This window comes from Achromobacter deleyi, from assembly GCF_902859705.1.
Taxonomy (GTDB): domain Bacteria; phylum Pseudomonadota; class Gammaproteobacteria; order Burkholderiales; family Burkholderiaceae_B; genus Achromobacter; species Achromobacter deleyi.
This window is the reverse complement of sequence record NZ_CADIJO010000006.1, coordinates 159628-172476: the sequence shown is the minus strand read 5'-3', so window position 1 is coordinate 172476 and position 12849 is coordinate 159628. Positions and strand designations below refer to the sequence as shown.

Genomic DNA, 12849 nt, shown 5'->3' with positions numbered 1-12849 from the left:
CTCCGGAGGCGGTTTATTGGCAGGCTTCGCACTCTTCGAAGCCGGGGTCACCCGGCCGCATGGTGCAAACCGCCCCGAGAACTTCGGGTTCCGGCAAAACAGGTGCAGCGGACACGGGGGCGGCGGTGGATTGACCGCCAGCAGTGACGGCGTTCAGTTCGCCGCCGCGTCCCGTGGACTTCTCGGCGCTGGTGGCGCCAAGGGTACGCAGGTAGTAGGTCGTCTTCAGGCCACGCTTCCAAGCCAGCTTGTAGGTGTCGTCGAGTTTCTTGCCCGATGCGCCAGCCATGTAGATGTTCAGGGACTGTGCCTGGTCGATCCACTTCTGGCGACGCGACGCGCATTCAACCAGCCAGCTCGGTTCGACTTCGAACGCGGTGGCGTAGAGTTCGCGGAGTTCGGAAGGTACGCGATCGATGCGGGACAGGCTGCCGTCGAAGTACTTGAGGTCGGCGACCATGACTTCGTCCCAGAGACCGAGTTTCTTCAGGTCACGCACGAGGTAATCGTTAACGACCGTGAACTCGCCGGAGAGATTCGATTTAACGTACAAGTTCTGGAAAGTGGGTTCGATGCACGCAGATACACCAATGATATTGGAAATAGTCGCGGTTGGGGCGATTGCGATGCAATTGGAGTTGCGCATGCCGTGTTGTTTGATGCGCGCGCGCAACGTATCCCAATCGAGCGTGCTCGATTCATCGACCTCGACATGACCACCGCGTTCATCACGCAGCATCTTCAACGTGTCTTGCGGCAAGATGCCACGCGACCACAGCGAGCCTTCGTACGATTGATAGCGACCGCGCTCTTCAGCCAGCAGGCTCGAGGCCCAGTAGGCGTGATAGCACACCGCTTCCATCGAGCGATCCGCGAATTCAACGGCGTCTTGCGAGGCGTACGGCACGCGCATCATCTGCAGGCAATCCTGGAAGCCCATGATGCCCATGCCCACCGGACGGTGGCGCGCATTGGAGTTGCGGGCCTTCTCGACGGCGTAGTAGTTGATGTCGATGACGTTGTCGAGCATGCGCATGGCGATGCTGACCGTGCGCTTGATCTTGTCGTGGTCGAGTTCGAAACCGCCGCCGGCTGCCGGCTTCATGTGGGCGACCAGGTTCACGGAACCCAGGTTGCACACCGCGATTTCGGATTCGTTGGTGTTCAGGGTGATCTCGGTGCACAGGTTCGAGCTGTGGACCACGCCGACGTGCTGCTGCGGCGAACGGATGTTGCAAGGATCCTTGAACGTGATCCAGGGGTGGCCGGTTTCGAACAGCATCGACAGCATCTTGCGCCACAGGTTCAGCGCAGGCATCTTCTTGAACAGCTTCAGTTCGCCGCTGGCAACGCGTGCTTCGTAGCCGACGTAGGCTTCTTCGAATGCGCGGCCGTACTTGTCGTGCAGGTCGGGGCAGTCGGACGGCGAGAACAGCGTCCATTCACCGCCTTCCATGACGCGCTTCATGAACAGGTCGGGAATCCAGTTCGCCGTGTTCATGTCGTGCGTGCGGCGGCGTTCGTCGCCGGTGTTCTTGCGCAGTTCCAGGAATTCTTCGATGTCCAGGTGCCACGATTCCAGGTACGTGCAGACCGCGCCCTTGCGCTTGCCGCCCTGGTTCACCGCCACGGCGGTGTCGTTGACGACCTTCAGGAACGGGACCACGCCCTGGCTTTCGCCGTTGGTGCCCTTGATGTGGCTGCGCAGCGCGCGCACCGGGGTCCAGTCGTTGCCCAGGCCGCCGGCGTACTTGGCCAGCAGTGCGTTTTCCTTGATGGCGTCGTAGATGCCTTCCAGATCGTCGGAGACGGTGGTCAGGTAGCACGACGACAGCTGCGAGTGCAGGGTGCCCGAGTTGAACAGCGTCGGGGTCGAGCTCATGAAGTCGAACGACGACAGGATCTCGTAGAACTCGATCGCGCGGGTTTCGCGGTCGGTTTCGCGCAGCGCCAGGCCCATGGCCACGCGCATGAAGAACACCTGCGGCAGTTCGATGCGGGTGCCGCGGATGTGCAGGAAGTAGCGGTCGTACAGGGTCTGCAGGCCGAGGTAGCCGAATTGCAGGTCGCGCTTGGCGTTCAGCGCCTTGCCGAGCTTGGTCAGGTCATAGCTGGCCAGGTCGGGCGACAGCAGGCCGCCTTCGATGCCGCGGGCGATGAACGTGGGGAAGTATTCGGCGTAGCGAGCGCCCATGCCGTCTTGCGAGACTTCTTCGCCCAGCACTTCCTTGCGGATCGTGTGCAGCAGGAGGCGAGCGGTGACCTGGCTGTAGGCCGGGTCCTTTTCGACCAGCGCGCGCGCCGACAGGATGGCGGACTTGTAGACCTCGTCGACGGGGATGCCGTCGTACAGGTTCTTGACCGTTTCCTTCAGGATGGCTTCCGAATCGATGAATTCGGCCAGGCCCTCGCCAGCGGCGACGATGGTGGCGCGCAGTTCGGCGATGTCCAGCGGACGGCGGACACCCGCGTCCGTGACGTTCAGCACGTGTTCCTGCGGCGCGGCGTCAGCCTTCTGCTGGCCTTCGGCAGCAGCAGCGGCGGCGCGTTCCTGGGTGCGCTTTTCGCGGTAGAGCACATAGGCGCGGGCAACGTCGTGCTGGCCCGAGCGCATCAGGGCCAGTTCGACCTGGTCCTGGATGTCTTCAATATGGAAGGTGCCGCCACCGGGGCGGTTGCGCACCAGCGCGTTGACGGCCTGGGACGTCAGCTGTTCCACCAGTTCGCGCACGCGGGCCGAGGCTGCGCCCTGGCCGCCGTTGACGGCCAGGAAGGCCTTGGTCATGGCGATGGCGATCTTGCTGGGTTCGAACCCGACCACCGAGCCATTGCGGCGAATGATGTTGTAGCTGGCCCATTGCCCGCCATTGGCGTCGGCCGGGGAATCGGTTTGAGAGGGCGGCACGGCCGAGGGCCGGGTCACAGAGGCGATCGTAGTCTGCATGGAAGCTCCTGTGCGAAAAGCGCGTAGATAGCGACATGACGACGTCATGTCAGGTACGAAATTGGATCTTATTGAGGGGGTCGCAACGCTTGGACGGACGTATCCGTGTGGCGTGGCCGACGAGAATCAGCGGTTAGGCGACCACAACATATAGTGTAGCACCCCTCGTTGGACACTAATTCTAGTGATCGAGTACGACACCCACAAGAAGAAGATAGGACCAAGTTCCCAAAAGATTGTTACCAAATGCACCGGGCGCGCCTGCTAAGGCGCGCCCGGGACAGGACCGCTCAACGCGAGTGTTTATGCGGTTTTCCGCAGGGGTACATCGCGCGGGGCAGGCGCCGTATAGCTTTGCATCAAGCGAGCCAACTCTGTCCGGTACTTCTCGACGTTGGCTGCCTTGACGTGGCCGAAGCCGCGTATGGTTTCTGCAAGGGCGGCGATTGTAGCCGCTTGGGCGAGCGTGTCGCGATTCAACCCTGCGAGCAACCGGTCTATGGTCTGGCGGTACTCGCCGACCAGGGCGCGCTCCATCTTGCGCTCGGCCGTGTGGCCGAACGGATCGAACCAGGTGCCGCGCAGGCGCTTGAAGCGGGTCAGCAGCTTCAGTGCCGTCATGGTGCGCGGGCCCAGCGTGACCTTGCGCGGTATGCCGGTGCGCGGGTCCTTGCGGGCGAAGATCGGCGGGGCCATGTGAAAGCGCAGGCTGTAGTCGCCTTCGAACTGGCCTTGCAGCTGCGCCTGGAAGGCCTCGCCGGTGTAGAGCCGCGCAACTTCGTATTCGTCCTTGTAGGCCATCAGCTTGAACAGGCTGCGCGCCACGGCCAGGGCCAGGCGCGGGGTCTTGGCATCGGGGGCCAGCTCGCGTTCGCGGGCCGCGACGCGTTCGACGACGTCGCGGTACTGGCTGGCGTAGGCGGCGTCCTGGTAGGCGGTCAGGTCGTCGACGCGGCGGGCCACGGCGCGCTCGAACGTTTCGGGCACATGCAGTTGCACGACTTGAGCGCGGGGGCGCAGCGCGCCGTCCAGGGCGTCGGGCTGGTGCGCGGCCAGGCGGCCGCTGTCGAAGGCGGCCCGGTTGGCGGCCACCGCCACGCCGTTCAGTTCGATGGCGCGGTTGATAGCGGCCTGCGACAGCGGCACGCCGCCGCGCTGCCAGGCATAGCCCAGCATGAACATGTTGGACAGGATGCTGTCGCCGAACAGGGCCAGCGCGGCCTCGTGCGCGTCGATGGCGGCAGTGTTGGCCTCGCCCGCGGCGTGGCGGATCTTGGCCAGCAGGGCCTCGGGGCGCATGGCGGCGTCGGGGTTGCGGGTGAAGTCGGACACCGGCGCGACGTAGGTGTTGACGGTGACGCGGGTGTGGCCGCGGCGCAGCGCGCCCAGCGAATCCGGCGCGACGGAGGCGACCGGGTCGCACAGGATCGCGGCGTCGGCCTGCTGCCAGTCCAGCCGCACGGGGCCGGCGGCAGCGCCAGCCGGCGCCAGCCGGATATGGCTGACGACGGTGCCGCCTTTTTGCGCCAGGCCGGTCAGGTCCAGCACGGCGGCCGACAGGCCTTCCAGGTGGGCGGCCATCGAGACGATCGCGCCGATGGTGATGACGCCGGTGCCGCCCATGCCCGCGACCAGCAGGCGATAGGGGCGGTCCAGCGCGGGCAACTGCGGCAACGGCAGTTGCTGGATCAGTTGCTGCAGGTGTTCCTGGTCGGCCTTGGGGGCGGCGCTCTTGCGAGGTTTGCCGCCCATGACGGACACAAAGCTGGGGCAGAAGCCTTCGGCGCAGGAATAGTCCTTGTTGCAGCTGGATTGGTCGATGGCGCGCTTGCGGCCGTAGGGCGTTTCCAGCGGCACCACCGACAGGCAGTTCGATTTCACGCCGCAGTCGCCGCAGCCTTCGCAGACCGCGCTGTTGATCAGCATGCGGCGCGCCGGGTCGGGGAACTGGTTCTTCTTGCGGCGGCGGCGCTTTTCGGCGGCGCAGGTCTGGTCGTGGATGAGCACGGTGACGCCGGCGATCTCGCGCAGTTCGCGTTGCAGGGCGTCAAGCTCGCGGCGATGGTGCACCTTGATGCCGGGGCCCAGGTCCACGCCCTGGTACTTTTCGGGCTCGTCGCTGGTGACGACGATGCGGGCGACGTTCTCGCCGCGCAGCTGCTGGCAGATCTGCGGCACCGAGATCGGGCCGTCCACCGGCTGGCCGCCCGTCATGGCGACCGCGTCGTTGAACAGGATCTTGTAGGTGATGTTGGCCTTGGCGGCCACGGCCTGGCGAATGGCCAGGTAGCCGGAGTGGTAGTAGGTGCCTTCTCCCATGTTCTGGAAGATGTGCGGCATCTTGGTATAGCGCGACAGGCCGATCCAGTCGACCCCTTCGCCGCCCATCTGGGTCAGGCCGCCGGTGTCGCGGTCCATCCAGGCGGCCATGTAGTGGCAGCCCACGCCGGACAGCGCCTGGCTGCCTTCTGGCACCTTGGTCGAGGTGCTGTGCGGACAGCCCGAACAGAAGTAGGGGCGGCGGCGCATGCCGTCGGCATCGTTGGACAGGGTGTCCTGGCACTCGAAGCCGGTCAGGTCGGTGCCGGTCTGCAAGCCGGCGGTGCGCGACAGCCAGGCGGCCAGCGGGCGGGCCAGCAGCGAGGGCCGCAATTGGCCGGCCGACGGCACCACGAGTTCGCCGTCAAAGCCCTTCTTGCCGATGACGGTGGCGCGCTCGGGCAGGTTGAACAGCAGGTCCTTGAGCTGGGTCTCGACGACGGCGCCTTTTTCCTCGATGACGAGGATGTGCGACAGGCCGCGCGCGAATTCCAGCATGCGTTCGGCATCGAGCGGCCAGGTCAGGCCGGGCTTGTAGATGCGCACGGGCGCGTTGGCGGTGACGGTGTCCACGCCCAGCCGCGTCAGCGCTTCCATGGCGTCCAGGTGGGCCTTGCCGACGGTGACGATGCCGACGGTGGCGCGCGGCGCCGGACAGGTCAGGCGGTCGATGCTGTGGCGGCGTGCGAAGGCGGTGACGGCCTTCATGCGCAGGTTCATGCGGGTTTCGACGGCCAGCGACAGGAAGTCGCGGGCGGAATATTCCAGCGCTTCGGGCGGCAGGTCGGGGTCGGCCGGCATGTCGTAGGCGACGACGGGCGCGGGCGTGAAGGAATGGCCGCTTTCGATGGTTTCGGAGACCGCCTTGAAGGCGACCCAGGTGCCGGCATGGCGCGACAGGGCCCAGCCCCACAGGGCGAAGGTTTCGTATTCGTCGATGGAGGACGGATGCACGATGGGCATCTGCCAGCCGATGAGGGACGCTTCGCTGGCGTGCGGAATGGACGAGGACACGGCGGTGTGGTCGTCGCCGACGACGACCAGCACGCCGCCGTTTCGCGACGCGCCGGCGGCGTTGCCGTGGTGCAGGGCGTCGCCCGCGCGGTCGACGCCGGGGCCTTTGCCGTACCACATGGCGAATACGCCATCGACATTGCGGTCGGCGCGCACGCCGGCCTGCTGGGTGCCCATGACGGCGGTGGCGGCCATGTCTTCGTTGATGCCGGGCAGGAACGAGATCTGGTTGGCGTCCAGCGCTTTCTGCGCTTTCCACATGGCCATGTCGACGCCGCCCAGGGGCGAGCCGCGGTAGCCGGACACGAAGCCGGCGGTGTTCAGGCCGCGCTCGCGGTCGATGCGGCGCTGGGTGAGCATGATGCGCACCAGGGCCTGGGTGCCGGTGAGAAAGATGCGGCCGGTCTCGCGAGTGAGGTTGTCGGCGAGCTGGTAGTCAAGGTCCAGCTGGGGCTCGGCGGCGGGGGTACCGTCCATCGTGAATACTCCTGTAGTCGGCACCATGATAGGTTCGCGCAGCATCAGGTTTATTGCGTTTTTGGATCGTGCTATCCCTATAATTCGCAATGAATATTTCGTGTTCGCGGAATTTCGACCCAAACAGGAGACAAAACGATGGACAAGACCGATATCGGCATCCTCAAGGCCCTGCAGGAGGACGGCCGGGCTTCGGCGCAGCAGTTGTCTGAAAAGGTGGGGCTGTCGGCGGCGCCGGTGTGGCGGCGGGTGAAGGCGCTGGAGGCGAGCGGGGTGATCCAGGGCTATAGCGCGCAGGTGGATCGCAGCAAGGTGGGGCTGGGGTGCATGTTCGCGCAGATCAGCCTGGAGCGGCATTCGGCGAATACGGTGGAAAACTTCGAGCGGTCAGTGCGGGATGCGCCGGAGATTCTTGAGTGCTATGCGGTGACGGGGGATTCTGATTTTCTGTTGAAGATCCTGGTTGAGAGTCCTGAGGCCTATGATCGGTTTTTGCATCGGTTTTTGTTCAATATGCCAGGGATTCGGCAGACTCGGACGATTGTGGCTTTGCGTGAGATTAAGCATGAGTTGAGGTTGCCGCTTTGAGTTCTTAAGGCGCGCGTGACGGGGCAGGCGGGTGAGGGCGGGGCTACGATTGCGGTCCGGAGCCTTCGCTCCGGACTGCCCCGTTGTCATCCTCGTACAGGCCTTCGGCCTTCCCTACGGATTCCCTCGGGCGCAATCTACACGCCCCGCCCTCACCCGCCTGCCCCGTCACGCGCTCTTGATGTGCATTACTGCCGGCCGTTGGGGCGGGCGGTGTGCTTGGCGTGGTGGCCACGATCGTTTTGGGGGAGGAGGAGGGGGCGGGGTCGCCAAAGCGGCCGCGCGGGCGGCCTTCTTTGGCGTTGGGGTGTCTTGCGAGCGGCGATGCCGCTGCGCGCTTGCGCGGGGTAGGCGTTGCGCTGGGGCGGTGGTGTCGCTGCGCGCTTGCGTGGGCGTTGCTTGTGTTGGGCCAACTGCTTTTGGGGCAGTTGGCCTTTCTTTTTGGATCGTCTCTATATAGAGAGCGTTTTTTGTGCGTCTTTATTGGGGTTGTATGCCCGAGATCTTGATCCATTCCTTCCAGCGGGCGGTGTCTTCCTTGACGAAGGTGTCGAAGCGGGGGGTGTCCATGGCTTCGGGGGTCAGGCCCAGGGCGCGGAGTTTGTCGGCGGTGGGGGTGTCTTTTACCGCGGCTTGGGTGGCGGCGTTCATTTTGGCGACGATGTCGGGCGGGGTGCCTGCGGGGGCGGAGATGCCTAGCCAGCCGGCGACGATGAAGTCGGGGTAGTAGGTGGACATGGTGGGGACGTCGGGCCAGGCGGGGTGGCGTTTGTCGGCGGTGACGGCCAGGGGGGCGAGGCCTTTGCCGTCGATCTGGCCCATGGCGGTGAGGTAGTCGACGAAGGCGAAGCCGATCTGTTTGCCGCGCAGGTCGGTGATGATCTGGGTGATGTTCTTGTAGCCGGCGGCGCCGATGTCGATGCCGGCGCGTTTCTTGAAGAGTTCGGCGGGGACCTGGGAGGACGAGCTGTAGTAGCCGAAGAAGACTTCGCCGGGGTGTTTCTTGGCGTAGTCGACGAGTTCGGGAACGGTGCGGTAGGGGCTGTCGGGGGCGACGATGCCGACGGTGCCGAAGGTGCCGAGCATGCCGATCTGGACGAAGTCTTTCTGGGCGTCGTAGGGCAGGCTCTTGTACAGGAACTGGTTGGCGGCGTGGGTGGAGTTGGTGGACAAGAGGAAGGTGTAGCCGTCGGCGGCAGCGTTCTTGGCGGCGTTGGTGCCGACGATGCCGCCAGCGCCGGGGCGGTCTTCGACGATGACGGTCTGGCCGGTCTGCTTGCCCAGGAACTGGGCGAAGGTGCGGGCGGTGAGGTCGGCGGCGCCGCCTGCTGCGGACGGGACGATGAGGGTGATGGGTTTTTCGGGCCAGCCGGCAGCGTGGGCGGCGCCGGCCAGCAGCAGGGTGGCGCTGGCGAGCAGGGCGCGCAGGGCGGGGCGGCGCAGTGTGGCCGTGGCGGGATGGGATGGGGTGCGGGTCATGCTTGTCTCCTGGCGGCGCCGATGGGCGCCGTTATTGTTTTGTGCTGGGGCGGTGAGGCTGTGCTGCGGGCGGGTTGGGCTTTGGGGCTTGGTGGGGGAGGTGTCAGTGGCGTCGGCGCCTTGTTCGGGGTTAGCCGAATTGCTGGCGGTGCCAGTCCAGGACGGCCGCGGCGCTGGCTTGCCAGTGGTCGCCGTACATCATGCAGTGCGGCTGCCCGGCAAGGACGGCGTGGGCGAAGCCATACAGGCGGGCGATGGCTTGGTCTTGTCCGGGCGGGTGGCGGTCGTGCGAGTCCAGGCCGGCTTCCAGGCACAGGCCGGGGGCGGTGATGGCGGCGGGGTCGACGGGCACGCGCAGCAGGTAGCGGTCGTTGAGCACCTGGGGGCTTTCGGGGCTGAGGCGGCGCATCACGGCGCTGACGTCGCGGTCGGGTGCGGTGGCGAGAAATCGGGCGCGGACTTCGGTGTCGGCGGGCGGCTGGCGGACGACGCCTTCGGGGACGGGGGGCAGCGCCCGCGCACCGGGCAGGTTGCCGGGCGGGGAGGGCGCCATGAGGATGATGCCGGCGACGGATCGCCGGGTGGCGGCGAGCAGGGTGGGCAGGGCGCCCACGCTGTGGCCGACGACGACGGTGGGGCCGTCCAGCGCATCGAGCGCGGCGATGACGTCCTGGGCCAGGTCGGCGATGTGGGCGTGGATGAAATCGGCGCCTTGCGGCAGCGGGCCGTGGCCGCGGACATCCACGGCGGCGCAGGGCAGGCCGGCGCGAGCGAAGTAATCCAGGTAGTGCGCGTAGCACCAGGCGCCGTGGTAGCCGCCCGGCACGAACAACAGGCCGGGGCGAGCAGGTGATTGTGATGCGGCAGCGTCGCCCAGGCGCGTGGCCGGGGCGGATGCGGCGGCCGAGTGTGGCTTGGCAGGGATGCCGGATGCGGCGGCCGGGCCGATCAGCAGCCGGCCTCTTCCGACGGAACGGGTGGCAAGACGGTCGGCCAGGCTGAAGTCCAGCGGATCGACATCGTAGGAAGCAGCGGGGGCAAGGGTCGCGGTAGTCATTGCGGCCATGTTACGGGGCGGCCTATGATGAGAAAACTTTATTTTTCCTATAAATCGATAAGTTCTACAAAATCAGACTGATCCATGCCCGCGCTGCCCGAACTGTCGATCACGCACTACCGCCACTTCCTGCTGGTGGCCGAATTGCGCAGCTTCCGCGCGGCGGCGGCGCGGGCGTTCCGCTCGCAGCCGGCGCTGTCGCTGTCGATCCGCGAGATGGAGCAGCGCCTGGGCCAGCCGCTGTTCGAGCGCGGCAACGGCAACGCGTTGACGCGGTTCGGGCAGGACTGCCTGCCGCTGGCGCGTGAACTGGTCGAGCACCATGACCGGGTGGCCGGCACCTTGTCGGGGCTGGCCAGCAACCAGGCCGGCACGCTGACGATGGCGTCGGTAGCGACGGTGGCGACGCATTGGCTGCCCGAACTGGTGGCGACGTACCGCGAACGCTATCCGGCGGTGGCGCTGCGCCTGTTCGACGACAACTCGGAAGGTGTGGAACGCATGGTGCTGGCGGGCGAGGTGGAACTGGGCGTGTGCAGCCCGGTGCTGCGCGACCGGCGCCTGTCGTTCGAGCCGCTGTTGCGCGATGCGTTCGGGCTGGTCTGCCATCGCGGCCATCCGCTGGCGAGCCGCAAGTCGGTGACCTGGCGCGAGATCGCCACCCTGCCGCTGGTGGGCACGGTGGCCCATCGGCAATTGGCCGATTACCCGCAGGCGGCCTTCATGATGGAGCGGCAGGTGTTCGTGTCCAACATGATGTCGCTGCTGGCGATGCTGGAACGCGGCGTGGGCGTGACGGTGCTGGCGCAGCTGGGCGTGCCGCCGGATTCCCCGGAACTGGCCTTCGTGCCGCTGGCGCGGCCGCGCATCGAACGCGAGCTGGGTATCACGCGATTGGCGGGCCGCAGCCTGTCGCCGGCGGCGGCGCGCATGGAAGAAATGCTGCGCGAAAAGGCCGCGCGCGGCGGCCGCACTGTCGTGTGAAACCAACGCATTTTTGCGTGTTAGCGCGGTAAAGCGGGCGCTTTGCACGACGGACTGTTGCGCAATTGCACTTGGCGCGGATCGTCGTTGATTCTTCATGGACGCCTCTTTAGAGTGCGTGATGTTTGCTGCGCGAGGGGCGCGCCGATCTGAGCGGCGCGACGCGTCGACAGACGTGTTGAGGAAGTCATGAGCAGTGTGTATTTGCGTACGGCGGGCGTGGTCTGCGCCGTTCTGATCCTGGGCGGCTGTGTCGCCCGCAAACCCGCCTCCATTACCGAGGCTCAGCCGGAAGGGCCGCCCAAGCCGATGGCCTGCGTGCCGGCCAAGAGCGGCGATCCCATGGTCGGCACCTGGTATTCGAATTCGAAGCCGCGCGGCGTCAGCGGCGATTTCCAGGCCTTGACCGTGCTGTACGCCGACGGCCGCATGGCCTACGAAACGCAGCTCAAGATCGGCCGCAAGACGCGTCCGGCCCTGCGTGAAACCGGCTGCTGGAGCGTCGTCGACGGCATCTACACCATGCAGACCACGCAATCGAACGGCGAAATCGTCGACGCCGCCGACCCGATCTACGTCAACCGCTACCGCGTCGAAAAGGTCGAGCAGGCCAAGCTGACGCTGCGCGAACTGAAAAGCGGCGGCCAGGTCGTGACCGCGCGCCGCATGCCGCAGGGTTACCGCCTGCCGTATTGATGACGGCTTCTGGCCGGGTAGGGTAAGGTGCGAACTTCGCCTTCCCTCCCGCCGCCGGTCTTTCATGCCTGCCCTTTCCTCTGAAGCGCGAGCCATCGCGCTCCTGGCCCTGGCCGCTTTCGTCAGCGCCAGCGCCTTTCGCATCTGTGATCCCATGTTGCCGCAACTGGCGGCCGAATTCGGCGCCACCACCGGGCAGGCCGCGCGCGCGGTGACCGCGTTCGCCGTGGCCTACGGCGTGCTGCAGATGTTCTTCGGGCCGGTCGGCGACCGCTATGGCAAATACCGCGTTGTCAGCGTGGCGACCTTTGCCTGTGCGGTGGGCAGCGCCGGGGCCGTCGCGGCCGAGACGCTGGACATGCTGGTGGTCTGCCGCGCCCTGTCCGGGGCGGCGGGGGCGGGCATCGTGCCGCTGTCGATGGCCTGGATCGGCGACACCGTGCCCTACGAGCGGCGCCAGGCGACGCTGGCGCGTTTTCTGACGGGCACCATCCTGGGCATGGCGACAGGCCAGTTGGCCGGCGGCCTGTTCGCCGACACGCTGGGCTGGCGCTGGGCCTTTGCCGCCCTGGTGTGCGGCTATCTGGCGGTGGGCGTGCTGCTGCACCTGGAAGTGCGGCGCCAGCGCCGCGCCGGGATGGGCGTGGTGGATCCGAACGCGCCCCGCCAGGGTTTCGTGGCGCAGGCGCGCCAGGTGCTGGGCACGCCCTGGGCGCGGGTGGTGCTGGCCACGGTGTTCATCGAAGGCCTGCTGGTCTTTGGCGCGTTGGCCTTCGCGCCCTCGTATCTGCACGAACGCTTCGATATCTCGCTGACCGCCGCCGGTGCGCTGGTGGCGGTGTATGCGGTGGGCGGGCTGCTCTACACGGTGGTGGCGGGCCGCATTCTCAAGCGCCTGGGCGAACGCGGCCTGGCGGTCGCGGGCGGGCTGGTGCTGGGCGTGGCCTTCCTGTCGTACCTGCTGGGGCCGGTGTGGCTCTGGAGCCTGCTGGCCAGCGTGCTGGCCGGCTTTGGCTACTACCTGCTGCACGCCACCTTGCAGACCAACGCCACGCAGATGGTGCCGTCCGCGCGCGGCACGGCGGTGGCATGGTTCGCGTCGTGCCTGTTCATGGGCCAGGCGGCCGGCGTGGCGCTGGCCGGCGCGGTGGTGGACGAGGTCGGCGCGGCGGTGCTGTTCGGCGGCTCGGCCGTGCTGCTGCCGCTGTTGGGCGCGTTTTTCTCGCGTGCGTTGAAATCCCGGCCCCAGGCGGCGTAGCGGCGCCGAGGCCTCGCGCCATGGAAAAAGCCC

8 protein-coding genes are annotated in these 12849 nt (G+C 66.6%); 4 read left to right on the top strand and 4 right to left on the bottom strand.

Going from position 1 to position 12849, the window contains the following annotated elements; translation table 11 throughout:
• Positions 1–13 precede the first annotated feature (13 nt).
• Positions 14–2944 carry a ribonucleoside-diphosphate reductase subunit alpha gene (locus HV798_RS11450; RefSeq protein WP_175193399.1) on the bottom strand — a complete coding sequence of 977 codons (2931 nt, stop codon included), beginning with the start codon at positions 2942–2944 and terminating at the stop codon, positions 14–16.
• Positions 2945–3247: 303 nt separating this feature from the next.
• On the bottom strand, positions 3248–6754 hold the full coding sequence (locus HV798_RS11445; protein WP_175193398.1) for an indolepyruvate ferredoxin oxidoreductase family protein: 3507 nt from the start codon (positions 6752–6754) through the stop codon (positions 3248–3250).
• A gap of 138 nt (positions 6755–6892) precedes the next feature.
• Here HV798_RS11445 and HV798_RS11440 point away from each other — a divergent pair, with 138 nt between their 5' ends.
• Positions 6893–7342, top strand: a complete 450-nt coding sequence (locus tag HV798_RS11440; protein WP_025137610.1) for an Lrp/AsnC family transcriptional regulator — start codon at positions 6893–6895, stop codon at positions 7340–7342.
• A gap of 480 nt (positions 7343–7822) precedes the next feature.
• On the opposite strand, the gene HV798_RS11435 is transcribed toward HV798_RS11440, so the two are convergent.
• The gene (locus HV798_RS11435) at positions 7823–8821 is read right to left on the bottom strand and encodes a Bug family tripartite tricarboxylate transporter substrate binding protein (protein ID WP_246288710.1); all 999 of its coding nucleotides are present in this window, start codon (positions 8819–8821) and stop codon (positions 7823–7825) included.
• 130 nt (positions 8822–8951) lie between these two features.
• A complete protein-coding gene (locus HV798_RS11430) occupies positions 8952–9878 on the bottom strand; it encodes an alpha/beta fold hydrolase (protein ID WP_246288707.1) in 927 nt (308 codons plus the stop codon).
• Positions 9879–9962: 84 nt separating this feature from the next.
• Here HV798_RS11430 and HV798_RS11425 point away from each other — a divergent pair, with 84 nt between their 5' ends.
• The 3 genes from HV798_RS11425 (at position 9963) to HV798_RS11415 (ending at position 12816) form a co-directional block, all read left to right on the top strand.
• Entirely contained in the window at positions 9963–10862 is a 900-nt protein-coding gene (locus tag HV798_RS11425) for a LysR family transcriptional regulator (protein ID WP_175193396.1), read from the top strand.
• Positions 10863–11051: 189 nt separating this feature from the next.
• Entirely contained in the window at positions 11052–11558 is a 507-nt protein-coding gene (locus HV798_RS11420) for a hypothetical protein (RefSeq protein WP_025137607.1), read from the top strand.
• 64 nt (positions 11559–11622) lie between these two features.
• A complete protein-coding gene (locus HV798_RS11415) occupies positions 11623–12816 on the top strand; it encodes an MFS transporter (RefSeq protein ID WP_175193395.1) in 1194 nt (397 codons plus the stop codon).
• The last annotated feature ends 33 nt before the right edge of the window (positions 12817–12849 follow it).

Coding starts and splice junctions, on each gene's coding strand:
- HV798_RS11450 (WP_175193399.1), bottom strand. CDS start 2,944: ATGCAGACTACGATCGCCTCTGTGACCCGGCCCTCGGCCGTGCCGCCC.
- HV798_RS11445 (WP_175193398.1), bottom strand. CDS start 6,754: ATGGACGGTACCCCCGCCGCCGAGCCCCAGCTGGACCTTGACTACCAG.
- HV798_RS11440 (WP_025137610.1), top strand. CDS start 6,893: ATGGACAAGACCGATATCGGCATCCTCAAGGCCCTGCAGGAGGACGGC.
- HV798_RS11435 (WP_246288710.1), bottom strand. CDS start 8,821: ATGACCCGCACCCCATCCCATCCCGCCACGGCCACACTGCGCCGCCCC.
- HV798_RS11430 (WP_246288707.1), bottom strand. CDS start 9,878: ATGACTACCGCGACCCTTGCCCCCGCTGCTTCCTACGATGTCGATCCG.
- HV798_RS11425 (WP_175193396.1), top strand. CDS start 9,963: ATGCCCGCGCTGCCCGAACTGTCGATCACGCACTACCGCCACTTCCTG.
- HV798_RS11420 (WP_025137607.1), top strand. CDS start 11,052: ATGAGCAGTGTGTATTTGCGTACGGCGGGCGTGGTCTGCGCCGTTCTG.
- HV798_RS11415 (WP_175193395.1), top strand. CDS start 11,623: ATGCCTGCCCTTTCCTCTGAAGCGCGAGCCATCGCGCTCCTGGCCCTG.